The 13,778-nt window shown below is 68.1% G+C and carries 15 protein-coding genes and 1 pseudogene; 11 read left to right on the top strand and 5 right to left on the bottom strand.

The features are described 5' to 3' along the window. Positions 1-111 precede the first annotated feature (111 nt). Positions 112-864 (bottom strand): SLATT domain-containing protein, encoded by a 753-nt coding sequence (locus tag ACFWXQ_RS31910; protein WP_383936536.1) that lies wholly within the window; start codon positions 862-864, stop codon positions 112-114. A 278-nt stretch (positions 865-1,142) separates the two neighbouring features. Between ACFWXQ_RS31910 and ACFWXQ_RS31905 the strand changes: the two genes are divergently transcribed. From ACFWXQ_RS31905 to ACFWXQ_RS31895, 3 genes are all read left to right on the top strand, one after another. Then, positions 1,143-1,484: a YbaB/EbfC family nucleoid-associated protein gene (locus ACFWXQ_RS31905; protein ID WP_079053092.1), complete on the top strand. Its 342-nt coding sequence runs from the start codon at positions 1,143-1,145 to the stop codon at positions 1,482-1,484. Between the two features lie 146 nt (positions 1,485-1,630). Continuing rightward, entirely contained in the window at positions 1,631-2,230 is a 600-nt protein-coding gene (recR, locus tag ACFWXQ_RS31900) for a recombination mediator RecR (protein WP_055613476.1), read from the top strand. 68 nt (positions 2,231-2,298) lie between these two features. After that, positions 2,299-2,958, top strand: a complete 660-nt coding sequence (locus ACFWXQ_RS31895) for a DUF5063 domain-containing protein (RefSeq protein WP_383936539.1) — start codon at positions 2,299-2,301, stop codon at positions 2,956-2,958. Positions 2,959-3,000: 42 nt separating this feature from the next. On the opposite strand, the gene ACFWXQ_RS31890 is transcribed toward ACFWXQ_RS31895, so the two are convergent. Beyond that, complete coding sequence (locus ACFWXQ_RS31890; RefSeq protein ID WP_383936541.1) at positions 3,001-3,411, bottom strand: hypothetical protein; 411 nt, start codon at positions 3,409-3,411, stop codon at positions 3,001-3,003. Positions 3,412-3,495: 84 nt separating this feature from the next. Here ACFWXQ_RS31890 and ACFWXQ_RS31885 point away from each other — a divergent pair, with 84 nt between their 5' ends. The 4 genes and pseudogenes from ACFWXQ_RS31885 to ACFWXQ_RS31870 all read left to right on the top strand — a co-directional run bounded on the left by ACFWXQ_RS31885 (position 3,496) and on the right by ACFWXQ_RS31870 (position 6,467). After that, the gene (locus tag ACFWXQ_RS31885) at positions 3,496-4,308 is read left to right on the top strand and encodes a helix-turn-helix domain-containing protein (RefSeq protein ID WP_383936543.1); all 813 of its coding nucleotides are present in this window, start codon (positions 3,496-3,498) and stop codon (positions 4,306-4,308) included. After that, on the top strand, positions 4,305-4,493 hold the full coding sequence (locus ACFWXQ_RS31880) for a DUF397 domain-containing protein (RefSeq protein ID WP_383936545.1): 189 nt from the start codon (positions 4,305-4,307) through the stop codon (positions 4,491-4,493). Before ACFWXQ_RS31885 ends, ACFWXQ_RS31880 begins: the two co-directional genes overlap by 4 nt. A 280-nt stretch (positions 4,494-4,773) precedes the next feature. After that, positions 4,774-5,779 (top strand): annotated as a pseudogene (locus tag ACFWXQ_RS31875) (hypothetical protein). A 109-nt stretch (positions 5,780-5,888) separates the two neighbouring features. After that, positions 5,889-6,467, top strand: coding sequence for a Uma2 family endonuclease (locus tag ACFWXQ_RS31870; RefSeq protein ID WP_383936547.1), 579 nt, complete (start codon positions 5,889-5,891; stop codon positions 6,465-6,467). Between the two features lie 122 nt (positions 6,468-6,589). On the opposite strand, the gene ACFWXQ_RS31865 is transcribed toward ACFWXQ_RS31870, so the two are convergent. Next, the gene (locus ACFWXQ_RS31865; RefSeq protein WP_383936549.1) at positions 6,590-7,186 is read right to left on the bottom strand and encodes a hypothetical protein; all 597 of its coding nucleotides are present in this window, start codon (positions 7,184-7,186) and stop codon (positions 6,590-6,592) included. A 184-nt stretch (positions 7,187-7,370) separates the two neighbouring features. Between ACFWXQ_RS31865 and ACFWXQ_RS31860 the strand changes: the two genes are divergently transcribed. Continuing rightward, a complete protein-coding gene (locus ACFWXQ_RS31860) occupies positions 7,371-7,583 on the top strand; it encodes a hypothetical protein (protein ID WP_383936551.1) in 213 nt (70 codons plus the stop codon). Positions 7,584-7,985: 402 nt separating this feature from the next. Beyond that, positions 7,986-8,510 carry an SgcJ/EcaC family oxidoreductase gene (locus ACFWXQ_RS31855; protein ID WP_383936553.1) on the top strand — a complete coding sequence of 175 codons (525 nt, stop codon included), beginning with the start codon at positions 7,986-7,988 and terminating at the stop codon, positions 8,508-8,510. Here ACFWXQ_RS31855 and ACFWXQ_RS31850 read toward each other — a convergent pair. Both ACFWXQ_RS31850 and ACFWXQ_RS31845 read right to left on the bottom strand, forming a co-directional pair. Then, positions 8,473-9,852 (bottom strand): sensor histidine kinase, encoded by a 1,380-nt coding sequence (locus tag ACFWXQ_RS31850; RefSeq protein ID WP_383936555.1) that lies wholly within the window; start codon positions 9,850-9,852, stop codon positions 8,473-8,475. The genes ACFWXQ_RS31855 and ACFWXQ_RS31850 overlap by 38 nt on opposite strands. Continuing rightward, the gene (locus ACFWXQ_RS31845; protein ID WP_383936557.1) at positions 9,849-10,595 is read right to left on the bottom strand and encodes a response regulator transcription factor; all 747 of its coding nucleotides are present in this window, start codon (positions 10,593-10,595) and stop codon (positions 9,849-9,851) included. Before ACFWXQ_RS31845 ends, ACFWXQ_RS31850 begins: the two co-directional genes overlap by 4 nt. A 458-nt stretch (positions 10,596-11,053) precedes the next feature. On the opposite strand from ACFWXQ_RS31845, the gene ACFWXQ_RS31840 reads away from it, so the two are divergent. Next, positions 11,054-12,328 (top strand): aspartate kinase, encoded by a 1,275-nt coding sequence (locus tag ACFWXQ_RS31840; RefSeq protein WP_200397355.1) that lies wholly within the window; start codon positions 11,054-11,056, stop codon positions 12,326-12,328. Continuing rightward, a complete protein-coding gene (locus ACFWXQ_RS31835) occupies positions 12,328-13,416 on the top strand; it encodes an aspartate-semialdehyde dehydrogenase (RefSeq protein WP_383936560.1) in 1,089 nt (362 codons plus the stop codon). The genes ACFWXQ_RS31840 and ACFWXQ_RS31835 overlap by 1 nt, the downstream gene beginning before the upstream one ends. Positions 13,417-13,778: the final 362 nt, after the last annotated feature.

The raw sequence follows: 13,778 nt of genomic DNA, 5'->3' as shown, positions 1-13,778 counted from the left end.
CCGCGCCCCTGAGGTATTTCAGCCTCTCCGGCGTTTGAGGAGCGGGGGTCTGGGGGCGGAGCCCCCAGTAAGTGACGGGAATGGGTAGGGGCGGCGGGGGCGAGAAAAGCCCTACCGGGGCTCAGGCGGGCGCTGGCGGGGCATGTTCGGGCGGGTGCCCGGGGGGAGCGGAGGCCGACCGGGCGGAGCGGAGTCGACGCGGCCGACCCCACCCACACCCGCCTGGATGGCCAACGGCCCCGCCCCCGTCCGAAACTCCACCATCCAGTCCGACGTCTCCACCCGCACCAGCTCAGCCACATCCTCCGAGAACCGCCGAAGCACCCCAAGACACCGCTCGGCAGCCTCCCCCGCCGTCCCCTCCGTAGGCCCGAGAACCTCCCGCACACACTCCGACGCCCAGTCGAACTGAAGTACCTGCAACCGCCGCTGCACGGCCTGCGCCGTGGCCACATCCCTTATCCACCCGGACGTCACCCCGAAGAAACGGTCCCCCGCCACACAGGCGACGCCGACCAGCAACCCGAGATACCCCCACACGGCACCCCCGCCCACCACGCCCGTGACATCGAGCAGCGGCAACGCGGCCCCGAAAAGAGCCCCCACCGCGGCCCCCGCCCGCAACGCCCGCGCCACCCGCCGCTTCCACACCCGCTCGGCGAGATACCAGGACGCCGTGGTCAGCGCCCCCGCCTCCACCCACCGGTACAGCTCGTGGAGCCGCTCGGCCGGCTCACCCCAGTCCCCGAGCGGAAACGTACGCCCCATGAGATCACTGGGCCTCGGACCACCGACCCGCGCACCATCACCCCGGCCGTCCCCGTCCTGGGCCGATCCCTCGGGCTGCATGTCCGGCTGGCTCACCCGACGCTCCCTACTCGTGACGTTGCGTGACGGTAACGTGGCGCAAGGTTCACGAGATGCTGCTGCGCCGCACTCTTACTACCTCCCAATGGGTGGCGATGGACCCGGTTTCGGGGGTTTTCCGCTCGGACGTGGGCGTTGATCAGGTATAGGCCAATCCGCTGCCTCACTCGAAAGAGTGCTGGAGCGACGGCTCGGCAGACCACGTAGGCTCGTGCCAAGGCGGGAAAGCCCGCCAGACAGCCGTACCCACAGCCGTACGAAACCAGGAGCTGATCGTGATTCCCGGTGGTGGCCAGCCCAATATGCAGCAGCTGCTCCAGCAGGCCCAGAAGATGCAGCAGGACCTCGCGAACGCGCAGGAGGAGCTGGCGCGGACGGAGGTCGAAGGACAGGCGGGCGGCGGCCTGGTGAAGGCGACGGTGACGGGCTCCGGCGAGCTGCGCGGCCTGGTCATCGACCCCAAGGCCGTGGACCCGGAGGACACCGAGACCCTCGCGGACCTGATTGTCGCGGCGGTCCAGGCGGCGAACGAGAACGCCCAGACCCTCCAGCAGCAGAAGCTCGGCCCGCTGGCCCAGGGCCTGGGTGGCGGCGGCATCCCCGGCCTGCCGTTCTAAGTCAACCCGGCGGTCCCTTCTAAGACGGCCGACCGCCAACTACCGTACGTACCAAGAGAGCGAGCACGACTACGGTACGTACCGAGCGAGCAGAGAACGAGCAGTAGTAACGAGCAAGGCAACAAGCAGGAACAGGAAGGCAATCCGTGTACGAAGGCGTGGTCCAGGACCTCATCGACGAACTGGGGCGGCTCCCCGGCGTCGGTCCCAAGAGCGCGCAGCGGATCGCCTTCCACATCCTCCAGGCCGAGCCGACGGACGTACGCCGTCTCGCTCAGTGCCTCATGGAGGTCAAGGCGAAGGTCCGCTTCTGCGCCACCTGCGGGAACGTGGCGCAGGAGGAGCTGTGCAACATCTGCCGCGACCCGCGCCGCGACCTCACGGTCATCTGTGTGGTCGAGGAGCCGAAGGACGTCGTCGCCATCGAGCGGACCCGCGAGTTCCGGGGCAAGTACCACGTCCTGGGCGGCGCGATCAGCCCGATCGAGGGCGTGGGCCCCGACGACCTGCGCATAAGAGAACTGCTCGCGCGCCTGGCGGACGGCACGGTCACGGAGCTCATCCTGGCCACGGACCCGAACCTGGAGGGCGAGGCCACGGCCACGTACCTCGCCCGCATGATCAAGCCCATGGGCCTCAGGGTCACCCGCCTCGCCAGCGGACTGCCGGTGGGCGGTGACCTCGAGTACGCCGACGAGGTCACTCTGGGGCGCGCCTTCGAGGGAAGGCGGCTGCTGGATGTCTGAACGAGTAGTTGACGCACGAGACGCACGAGACGCACGTGTCGATGTTCTTGAGGAAGGCCGGCTTCTAGATGTCTGACGCCACGCTGCACGCGACCGCTCAGGACCCCGATGACTTCGCGGTCCAGATCGCCGACCAGGTCGAGAGCTTCCTCGTAGCGGTCACCGAGGTCGCGAAGGGCGACGAGCCGGACTCGGCGGTCCCCTTCCTCCTCCTGGAGGTCTCCCAGCTCCTGCTGGCCGGCGGCCGCCTGGGCGCGCACGAGGACATCGTCCCGGACGAGCGCTACGAGCCCGACCTGGGCCCCGAGCCGGACGTCGACGACATCCGCGAGCGCCTCGCGGAGATGCTCGACCCGGTCGACGTCTACTCCGAGGTCTTCGACCCGTACGAGCCCCGCAAGCCCCCGGTCCCGGCCCGGATCTCGGACGACCTGGCCGACGTCATGACGGACCTCCGGCACGGCATGGCCCACTACCGCGCCGGCCGCACCACCGAGGCCATGTGGTGGTGGCAGTTCTCGTACTTCTCCAACTGGGGCTCCACGGCCTCGGCCACCCTGCGCGCCCTCCAGTCCCTGGTCGCCCACGTCCGCCTCAACCAGCCCCTGGAGGAGCTGGACGGCCTCGACACCGACCAGGACCTCAGCGAGGAAGCCCTCGCGGAGGCGGCCGGCAAGGTGATGGCGGAGGAGATCGCGGGCCCGCTGGGCCTGCGCGAGGTCAAGTAGTCCCGGCCCGGCGGGAGTCGTCGCGGCCTTCGCACAGCGCACTCACGCGCAGCGGAGGCCGAGCGTCGCGTGCAGCCGGTCAGGGTCCACGTACGGCGTGGTCGGCGTCGGCTCGCTGTACCACTGCAACGGCCATGTGTTGCCGTCCAGCGCCGGGATCCCGATGTACGTGACCGTGCGGCTCCCGGCCCCGCCGAACCGCTGCACCCCCAACGGCCAGGTGTGCGCCCTCGCGGCTCCGGGCGCGAGCAGGAAGTACATCCACCGGAACCCGACCGCCTCGCAGACGACGGGCCCCGCGTCGCCGTCCGCCGCCTCGACGAGGTCCGCGGCGACCTGTTCCCCGCGAACGCCCTGGATACGGATCGTGTCGAAGTGGATGCCGGACAGGCGGAGTTGGTGGCCGGCGAGGGGGACCCACTCGGGGCGGTAGTGGGGGATTGCGTTCGTCATGGTCACACGGTGGCGGTCGTACGGCTACGCTCGGTAGTGACCGAGGGGATACACGCCGGGGTGTATCAGTCGGAGGTGGCCGCAGTGTCAGTCCAGTACAACTCCTCCACGCCGTCGCCGCTCAACTGGCGATACAGCGGCAACCAGTTGAAACGCTGGCGCACGAAGGCGAACGTGACCCGCGAGGAGCTGGCCGCCGCCGCCAACTACTCCCCGGACACCATCAAGTCCATGGAACAGGGCGTACGCATGCCGACGGCGCGCGTCCTGGACGCGGCGGATGAGTTGTGCCATGCGGAGGGGTTGCTGAGTGCGGCCAAGGATTACCTGCAGAGAGAGAAGTTCCCGGCTCGGGCTCAGGACTTCATGGTGTTCGAGCAGCAGGCGATCAGTCGTTGGTCGTATGAAGTGGCGCTCATCTCTGGGCTGTTGCAGACGGAGTCGCACGCGCGGGCACTGATTGGCAACCACTGTCCGCCTCTCGAAGAGGAGACGGTCGAGGAGCGAGTCGTGGCGAGGATGGAACGTCAGGAGCTGCTCACGCGCAAGCCTCCGGTGGCTCTGAGTTTCGTGTTGTACGAGGCGGTGTTGCGCGGCCCGCTGGTCGACAAGGAGCAGCTGCTCCATATGCTGGCCGCGGGGAGCCGCAACAACGTCACGATTCAGGTGCTGCCCTTCGCGCGGGCGATCCCGGCTGCCCTCATGGGACCGATGGTGCTGATGGAGACCCGTGACCGTGAGCGATACGCACTGTCGGAGGGGCAGTCGGTGAGCCAGTTCACCTCTGATGCTGAAGTGGTCTGGAAGCACACCGAGCGGCTTAGCATGATCCGTGCTGTGGCCCTCAGCCCTGCCGAGTCGGCCACCTTCATCGAGCGGATGACGGAGGAGCTGTGAGCGAGCAGCTGAAGTGGTTCAAGTCCAGCTACAGCGACTCCGAAGGTTCCGACTGCGTCGAGGTCGCCCTCACCCCCACCACCACCCACATACGCGACACCAAACTCGCCACAACCGGCCCGGAGCTGAAGGTCCCCGCTTCCGCCTGGGCCGCCTTCGTCTCCGCAGTTCAGCCCGGAGCTTGAGCCCCGGGACCCGAGCTCTTCCCATGGGTTTTGGTTTTGATGGCGGGAGCTACCCAACCAACCAAGTCTGTACGTGAGTTGAGCGCGCGTAACTCGTAAGGGTGACGATCTGTGATCGGCTTGCTTCGGAACGTGAATTCGCTCTAGGTTCGCGGCAAATAGATCGGCCTCGGTCGGTGCGCCAACACCGGCTCCGAGGCCTAGACCTACGCATCGAATCGAGAGTTCGACCGTGGCTTACGCCCAGCCTAGCCCCGCCCTGCCGCGTCCCACCCACCCCATGGCCAAAACGGGTTACGGAAAACGCGCTGTGGGTGACGAACCCCCGCACGCGGACGCGGACTTCGCGCACCTGTGCCCCCGGGACGCCGAGTTCGCCGTATTCATCGATCACCTCGACGAAGGCCACGCCATGGGCCGAGGTCGGCCACCTGCGCTGGATCAAGGAACACATCACCGTCGAGGACAACTCGATGCGGTGGGTGACGCGGACGTACTGGTCGCGTACGCCCAGGTCCGTGGAGTGGTGGACGGCGTTCGCGAGAGAGCGCCACGGCAGGGACGTGACGCAGAACCACCAGCCGGGCCTGGCACGTACCGAGACCCCCGCTCCGGCCGCGCTGTCGGTCTCGGAAGCCGAGAAGACCGAGCAGGCGGAACGAGCCGAACAGCCCGACTCCGCTGCCGAGCCCAGCGCCGCCTACCGCGCACTCGCCGGGCTCCGCGTCGCAGACCCCCGTATGCCCCTGTCCGAAGCCGAGTGCCGAATGCTCGAACCCCTCGCCGCCGAGTGGCTGTCACGAGGCGCCACCCCGGCCGACATGATCCGGGCACTGACCGACGGGCTGCCGCCGGCCGTCACGAACCCGGGCGGATTCGTCCGCACCCGATTGGAGAACAAGATGCCCCCGCAGAAGAACGACACCGCCGAGACCGGACCCGCTCGTCCCCTCCGCGCAAAGGTGACGCGCGTGATCATGGCGTGCGCCACCTGTGACGCCGACGAGCGGACGGCGAAGATCGTCCGGGGTGTGTGCGAGGACTGCCTCGCGGAGGAGGCGGAGCTGGGGATGACACAGGAGGACGTCAAGAAGGGCTTCGAGGAGATCGCCTACCTGGGAACCACGTCTGCTCGTCTCCTCAAGGAGAAGTTCGAGCGCCGTACAGGAGGGCCCGTACCCGATACCTTCCGCTCGGTGTCGATGGAGGACCGCGTCCACTACCACTACCGGGACAACCGCGACCGCATCGCGAACGGCCTCCCGCCGAGGCGGTGGAAGCCGTGACGGCCGAGAGCGGGCACGGACCGATCTGCAGGCCATCGAGAGGAGACGGCGGCGTATGAGCGTGCAGGACGTGCCGGTCGGGGCACCATGGAGTCAAGGAGGCGACGCCATGACCCCCATGACCGCAGACCGGCCCCAGATGTCCGTCGAGGAGTTCGAGGAGCTGGCCAGCCGCGCGCCGGAGAACGTGCGGTTGGAGTTCATCAATGGGAAGGTCCAGGTCAAGCCGGTGACCGATGGCAATCACGACCAGATCATCGCGTGGCTGCAGAGGCTGTGCATGCAGCACCGTCCCGAGTTGTGGCTGTACGGGGAGCGCGGGATGAAGGTCGAGCGCTATCGCAAGGGGCGCGCTCGCCCGGACGGTGTTCTGGCGCCCTTTGGCTTCCCGAAAGGGCATGGGGAGTGGTCGGACGCCCCGGGAGTACTCATGGCTGTCGAAGTCACATCGTTCGATGCCGACACCGACCGGCGGGACCGCATCGAGAAGCCCGACGGCTACGCGGCCGCAGGCATTCCCGTCTACCTCCTGATCGACCGCGACGACTGCTCGGTCACCGTCTTCACGGATCCGGAGAACGGCCGCTACCGCCGTCAGGTGAAGGAGCCCTTCGGGGCATCCGTCAAGATCCCGACCCCTGTCGGCCTCACTCTGGAAACCGAGGAGCTCAAGGAGTTCGTGGACTGAGGCATCCGAAAGTCACAGCTCTTGTTCTGTCTCAACGAAGTAAGTCGTCCGGGCGCCGCTGACCTGCGTGGACTGGATTGGGCGAGACGTGTGGACTGAGTTCGTAGAACGACATGACGTCCTCACAAAAGCATCGCGATCGTTTGCACAGCCTCCAGGCACGAACGCTTGATCAGCTCGGGATCCTTGAACATCTTGCGCAGCAGTCCCTGAGCCGGCGGATCGAGGAGGCGCAGCCGCACGCTCATGTCCGGCTGCTCTGCGCTCGGCAGCGCGATAGTTGACGGCGCGTGCGTGAGTGCAGGGAGACCGGCGGCACCAGAATTGCTTTCATCAGCGCTGGGACCGCTCTCGGTGGAGTCGGCCATCTTGCTCGCCTGGGCCTGACGCTGCCGGTCCTCGCTGTCAGCGAGGAACCACAGGTTGTCGAAGGCGATGCTCACCGCGTCGATCTTTTCCGGGTCGGTGTTCCGGACCCTGCTTGCCAACTCCACCACAAGAGCATCGACGAGTCCCACTCGCGGTAACCGCGTGCTGGAAAAGGCATTGTGAATCGTGGCCCGAGAGGCGTACGGGACACCGGTCTGCGCCAGAGCCTTCTCCAGGGACGTAAGCGGCGGGTACTTCGCGTAGGCGTGCAACTGGTGCAGGGCGTCGTTGAGGGCACGGTGTGCCTGCCCTGTCAGTTCAGGCTTCCTCAGCCGTCCTGCGCGTGCCATGACCCTCCCGCGCTATGTCCAATAACGTCCAACTCTGTCTCAAGGCTGTGGGCAACAGCAAGCCGCAGCAGGTGGTTTCTCATGGCATCGCGGCTCGGCAGAGCGCACCCGGGGCGGGTGGACGCTCCTTTTTCACCCGCGGGAGACCCGTCCCGCTCCTGCCAGAAGAAGGAACCGCACCGCCATGATCCTTTTGGTCCTGCTCGCCCTTGTCATCCTGGCGCTGGTTATCCGGAGTGCCATGGAGAAGGCCCCGGAGGGCGATGTCCTTGCGGTCCTCCGTCTCGCCTTGACCGGGATCTTGATCCTGGTCCTTACCTATGTGGCGATGCGGATCGTGCCGCCGGAGATGGTGCCCGACCTCCTGAACCGCGCGCTCAAGGCGCTCAAAGGCTGACGTACGCGCAGCCTGACGGCAGACAAGACGCCCGTAGCCAAGTGGGTTGGCTGCGGGCGTCCTTTGGCTGTACCCGGCGGTCCGAGTGTTACCTGCTGCGGTCGCAGCACTGCTCAAGTTCGCCGCCGACCGCGCCCGCGGCCTCCGCGCAGCCTCTTCCGCGCAGGGACGGATCCCGGTGAGCCGCTGAACACAGGAACCGAGCAGCACGATGGCGCTCAGCAGCAAGCCGGCCTCCCCACCTGCTAGGGATAGCCCTCCCCGTGACCTGGTGCCTTCGCTGTTTTGTACGAACGTTGTCCGTGTGCTGCACCTGCGCTGGACGGGGCCTAACCGGTGTGAAGCGAGGGTTGGATCACTCCCCCAGGGGAGCAAGTCCACCCCCTTCACACAGGAGTTGTGATGCAGCGTCACATACGTACCCGCGCAGCGGTCGTCACCGTCGCACTCGTGGCCGCCGGAGCCGTCACCGTCGGGGTCAGCCAGGCCGCGCCGGAGCACGGGTCGAAGTCCGCGGCGGACCGGGCGGCCGCGAAGCCGACCAAGAAGCAGATCGCCGCGCTGTTCGACGGCTGGAACAAGGCCCTGCAGACCGGGGACTCGAAGAAGGTCGCCGCCCGCTACGCCTCCGACGCCGTGCTCCTCCCCACAGCCTCGCCCCAGATCCGTACGAACCACGCTGAGATCGTCGACTACTTCGACCACTTCCTGCTGAACAAGCCCAAGGGCGAGAAGATCAGGTCCGTGATCAACGTCCTGGACAGCAATTCGGCGATCGACGCCGGACTGTACGTCTTCCAGCTCACCGACCCGAAGACCGGTGAGCAGAGGGACGTCGAGGCCCGCTACACGTACGAGTACGAGAAGCGCGGCGGCAAGTGGCTGATCGTCAACCACCACTCCTCGGTGCTGCCCGCCGCAAGCTGAACCGGACGCACAGGCCCCCACCAGGGGCGTCCCGCAGCGCCACCGCACCGCCGTCATCGGTGACCAGCTGCTTGACGATGGCCAGGCCGAGCCCCGAGCCGGACCGGCCCGTCAGCCCCTGGCCGCGCCAGAAGCGGTCGAAGGCGCGGGACTTGTCCGCGTCGGACATGCCGGGCCCCTGGTCCAGCACCGACATCACCACCTCGTCGGGGTGGGACGACACCTCCACGGTGATCGTCCCGCCGTCCGGCGAGACCTCCAGGGCATTCGACAGAACGTTGTCCAGGACCTGGTCGAGGTGACCCGGGCTGGCCAGCACGAACGGCCGGCTGCCGGCAACTCCCCCCAGAGCGATGGTGACTCCGCGCTCGTCGGCGGCCGGTCTCCAGACCGAGAAGCGCTCCTCGATCACATCGATCAGCGACAGCGGTTCGGCCGCGGACACCTTCGCCTCCGCGCGCGCGAGCACCAGCAGCCCGTTCACCAGTCGGCTCATCCGGACCACCTCGGAGGTGGCCTGCTCCACGTCCTCCCGTACGAACTCGTCGTCGGTACCGTCCGCGATGTTGTCCAGGGAGAGACGCAGTGCCGTCAGCGGCGTACGCAGCTGGTGGGAGGCGTCGGCGACGAAGATCCGCTGGGCGGCGACCAGGCTGTCGAGGCGTTCGCCGGCCGAGTTGAGCGTGCGGGCCAGCTGCTGGGTCTCGTGCGGGCCCGTCACGGGTGAGCGTGCCGTCAGGTCGCCGTCGCTGAACCGGGTCGCCATGTCGTTGAGCTGGCGCAGCGGGCGGGTGAGGCGGCGGGCCACGAAGGCGCCGATGAAGGCGGCCACGGCCAGCACGCTGACCGCGAGTACGGCCCGGAAGCCCCAGATGCTCCACAGCCGGCCGCTGAGGTCGGAGGTCGCGTACTTGATGCGTACCGCGCCCACGATCCGGTCCTCGTCGTCCGCCGACTCGGCCGGCACGGTCACCACGAGGTGCCGCCCCCAGACGAAGGAGGAGCCCCAGTCGACCGTCGTCCTGCGGTCCTTCAGCGCCTGCGTGATCGCCTTGTCGTCCGCGGGCAGGGGCAGCGAGGCCACCGCCGTGCCGCTGGAGTCGGTCACCTGGACGGTGCCGGGGGTGTCCTGCGAGTACGCCCCGGCCATCCGCGCGAGCGCCTGCCGCGAGGACGCGTCCCCCTCGCCCAGCAGCAGCGCCATGGTGGTCGCCTCGCGCTCCACCGACTCCTCGGTGTCCCCGCGCAGCTGCGCGGTCAGCGTGAAGGCCACCGGCACGGTGAAGGCGGCCAGCGCGACCGCCACCAGGAGTACGTAACTGACGATCAGCTGCCGGATCATGAGGCGGCGTCACCCTTGTCGCCGCCACTGCCGCCACTGCTCCTGCCGTCGTCGCCGCGGTCGCCGTCCTTGTCGATCTCCAGGCGGAAGCCGACCCCGCGGACCGCCTCGATGGTGATCGCGCCCGCGAGTTTCCGCCGCAGCGCCGCCACATGGACGTCCAGCGTCTTGGTCGGCCCGAACCAGTTCGCGTCCCAGACCGCTTCCATGATCTGTTCGCGGGACATCAGTGCGCCCGGCTCCTCGGTGAGGAAGGCCAGCAGGTCGTACTCCTTGGGTGCGAGGGCGACCTCCTCGCCGTCCAGCCGGACACGGGCCGCCTTGCGGTCGATGGTCAGCCGCGATCCGTACCGGTCGGGTCCCGCCGCCGCGGCCTCCGCCGCCGTACGCGGCTGGGCGCGCCGCATCACCGCCCTTATCCGCGCGATGACCTCGCGCACCCCGAATGGCTTGGTGACGTAGTCGTCGGCGCCGAGCTCAAGCCCGACCACCCGGTCCGTCTCGTCGATGCGCGCGCTGATCACGATGATCGGCACGTCACCGCGCCGGCGCAGCGCCTTGCAGACGTCCAGACCGTCGGTGTCGGGCAGCCCGAGATCGAGCAGCACGACGTCGTACGGGTCCTCGTGGGCCAGGGCGTCGCCGCCCGTGGCGACCCAGGCCACCTCGAAGCCGTATCGCAGCAGCCCGCGCCGGAGCGACTGGGCTACCGGCTCGTCGTCTTCCACCAGGAGTACGCGCACAGGCGGAACCCTAGGGCCTGTCTGACAATTCCCGTCTGCCCCGCGACGCCATGCACGCACTCTCGCCGCACCGGGCGCAGACCCAAGTACGTCCAGTACGAGGCTCTACGCCCGGCCCGCCGAGAGCACGCACCTGACGCCGCGAGGCCGCCCTCCGGGCGACGACGGGAATTGTCAGACAGGCCCTGCTTGAAATTTAACGCGACGGCTCGTGAGTGTGACGCGGCGCACTTTCCGAGTGAGGTGCGTCCGGGCAGGGCAGATGCGGTCCTGGAGCGGCCGGAGGGCCGGCCTACGGAAGCCGACCGATCGGACTGCCGAAAGCCGGACGGACCCGGGTGATCAACTCGTGAGCGGGACATCTCACGATGCGATATCGCCGGGGTGGAATTCGGCCGCTCGTTAGACTGAGCCGACCGCAGTCGTGCGGTACGAGACGGATTGAGCGAGGAGCGCACGTGGGCCTTGTCGTGCAGAAGTACGGAGGCTCCTCCGTAGCCGATGCCGAGGGCATCAAGCGTGTCGCCAAGCGGATCGTCGACGCCAAGAAGAACGGCCATCAGGTCGTTGTCGTGGTGTCGGCGATGGGTGACACGACGGATGAGCTGATCGATCTCGCCGAGCAGGTATCCCCGATCCCTGCCGGGCGTGAGTTCGACATGCTGCTGACCGCAGGAGAGCGGATCTCCATGGCCCTTTTGGCGATGGCGATCAAAAACCTGGGCCACGAGGCCCAGAGCTTCACCGGCAGCCAGGCAGGCGTGATCACCGACTCCGTCCACAACAAAGCGCGCATCATCGATGTCACGCCCGGCCGCATCAGGACCGCGCTGGACGAGGGCAACATCGCCATCGTCGCCGGGTTCCAGGGCGTGAGCCAGGACAAGAAGGACATCACCACGCTGGGGCGCGGCGGGTCGGACACGACCGCCGTCGCGCTTGCCGCCGCCCTCGACGCCGAGGTCTGCGAGATCTACACGGACGTCGACGGTGTGTTCACCGCCGACCCGCGGGTGGTGAAGAAGGCCCGGAAGATCGACTGGATCTCCTCCGAGGACATGCTGGAGCTCGCGGCCTCCGGCTCCAAGGTGCTGCTGCACCGCTGCGTCGAGTACGCACGCCGTTACAACATCCCGATCCACGTCCGCTCGTCCTTCTCGGGACTGCCGGGCACCTGGGTCAGCAACGAGAATCCGCAAGGGGACGCGCAGGTGGAGCACGCCATCATCTCCGGAGTCGCGCACGACATCTCCGAAGCCAAGATCACGGTCGTCGGCGTCCCGGACAAGCCGGGCGAGGCCGCGGTGATCTTCCGCGCCATCGCGGACGCCCAGATCAACATCGACATGATCGTGCAGAACGTGTCGGCGGCCTCCACGGGCCTCACCGACATCTCCTTCACCCTCCCCAAGACCGAGGGCCACAAGGCCATCGAGGCCCTGGAGAAGGCGAAGACCGCGATCGGCTTCGACTCGCTGCGCTACGACGACCAGATCGGCAAGATCTCCCTGGTCGGCGCCGGGATGAAGACCAACCCGGGCGTCACCGCCTCGTTCTTCCAGGCGCTGTCCGACGCGGGCGTCAACATCGAGCTGATCTCGACCTCCGAGATCCGCATCTCGGTCGTGACCCGCCAGGACGACGTCAACGAGGCCGTGCGCGCCGTGCACAGCGCCTTCGGGCTCGACTCCGACAGCGACGAGGCCGTCGTCTACGGAGGCACCGGCCGCTGATGGCCAGGACCGTGGGACCCGGGACCGTGCGACCCGGGTCCGTAGGGCCGACGCTCGCGGTCGTGGGAGCGACCGGAGCCGTCGGCACTGTCATGCTCCAGATCCTGTCCCAGCACGCGGACATCTGGGGCGAGATCCGCCTCATCGCCTCCCCGCGCTCGGCCGGCCGCAAGCTGGCCGTGCGCGGCGAGCAGGTCGAGGTGGTGGCCCTGACGGAGGATGCCTTCGACGGGGTCGACGTCGCCATGTTCGACGTACCCGACGAGGTCGCCGAGCGCTGGGCGCCGCTGGCCGCGTCCAAGGGCGCGATCGTCGTCGACAACTCCGGCGCCTTCCGGATGGACCCCGAGGTGCCGCTGGTGGTGCCCGAGGTCAATCCGCACGCCGCCCGGGTCCGGCCGCGCGGCATCATCGCGAACCCCAACTGCACGACGCTCTCCATGATCGTGGCCCTGGGCGCGCTGCACGCCGAGTTCGGCCTGCGCGAGCTGGTGGTCTCCTCGTACCAGGCGGTGAGCGGGGCCGGGCGCCGCGGTGTCGACACCCTGCGCCAGCAGCTGTCGCTCGTCGCCGGTACGGAACTGGGGACGACCCCCGGTGACGTACGCAGGGCGGTGGGGGACAACACGGGCCCCTTCCCGGAGCCGGTGGCGCTCAACGTGGTGCCGTGGGCCGGGACCGTGCGCGAGGACGGCTGGTCCTCGGAGGAGATGAAGGTGCGGGACGAGTCCCGCAAGATCCTCGGACTGCCGAACCTGCCCGTCGCCGTCACCTGCGTACGGGTGCCGGTCGTCACCACGCACTCGCTGACCGTCCACGCCCGCTTCCAGGGCGAGGTGACGGTGGACCGGGCGAGGGAGATCCTCGCCACAGCACCCGGCGTCGTGCTCTTCGACAATCCGGCGGCGGGGGAGTTCCCGACGCCCGTCGACGTGGTCGGCACGGACCCCACCTGGGTGGGGCGGGTGCGGCGGGCGCTCGACGATCCGACGGCGCTGGAGCTCTTCGTCTGCGGGGACAATCTGCGCAAGGGGGCCGCGCTGAACACGGCTCAGATCGCTGAACTGGTGGCGGCCGAGCTGGGTTGAGGGTGGCCCGGCCGCGGCTGCCGCTGTGGCGTCGTGCGCGCCTCTGTGCCACGTCACAGCGCTGCGAGGACGGCTCCTGGCCGGAAATTTTCTGGCCGAAGGTTGAATCGTTTGTAGGATCTGTGTGACTTTCATGGTCGGATGATGGTCCGGACCACTTGAATCCAGGCTTGCGACGATCGAGGCTTCTGGCGTTCGAAGATTTTCCTCCCCGTTCTCCGCAACCACGCGGAGGGCGGGGAGCGTCTTTGCGGTCGCCCTTCAGGGGCGTCCGGACGCCACGTTCATATGGGGCATAGGGGATGAGCTTTTACGTATGAGGGCATTTGACGCACTGTCTGGCGTGCAGCCTGAGCCTGACG

Source organism: Streptomyces sp. NPDC058697 (assembly GCF_042715345.1).
Classification (GTDB): Bacteria; Actinomycetota; Actinomycetes; order Streptomycetales; family Streptomycetaceae; genus Streptomyces; species Streptomyces liliifuscus.
Note: the sequence above shows the minus strand (reverse complement) of the source record. Positions and strands in the feature narration are given on the sequence as shown.

What these genes read in the sequence shown, in the direction of transcription:
- ACFWXQ_RS31895 (WP_383936539.1), top strand. Translation starts at nt 2,299, where the DNA reads ATGTCTGACGCCACGCTGCACGCGACCGCTCAGGACCCCGATGACTTC.
- ACFWXQ_RS31890 (WP_383936541.1), bottom strand. Translation starts at nt 3,411, where the DNA reads ATGACGAACGCAATCCCCCACTACCGCCCCGAGTGGGTCCCCCTCGCC.
- ACFWXQ_RS31870 (WP_383936547.1), top strand. Translation starts at nt 5,889, where the DNA reads ATGACCCCCATGACCGCAGACCGGCCCCAGATGTCCGTCGAGGAGTTC.
- ACFWXQ_RS31865 (WP_383936549.1), bottom strand. Translation starts at nt 7,186, where the DNA reads ATGGCACGCGCAGGACGGCTGAGGAAGCCTGAACTGACAGGGCAGGCA.
- ACFWXQ_RS31860 (WP_383936551.1), top strand. Translation starts at nt 7,371, where the DNA reads ATGATCCTTTTGGTCCTGCTCGCCCTTGTCATCCTGGCGCTGGTTATC.
- ACFWXQ_RS31855 (WP_383936553.1), top strand. Translation starts at nt 7,986, where the DNA reads ATGCAGCGTCACATACGTACCCGCGCAGCGGTCGTCACCGTCGCACTC.
- ACFWXQ_RS31850 (WP_383936555.1), bottom strand. Translation starts at nt 9,852, where the DNA reads ATGATCCGGCAGCTGATCGTCAGTTACGTACTCCTGGTGGCGGTCGCG.
- ACFWXQ_RS31835 (WP_383936560.1), top strand. Translation starts at nt 12,328, where the DNA reads ATGGCCAGGACCGTGGGACCCGGGACCGTGCGACCCGGGTCCGTAGGG.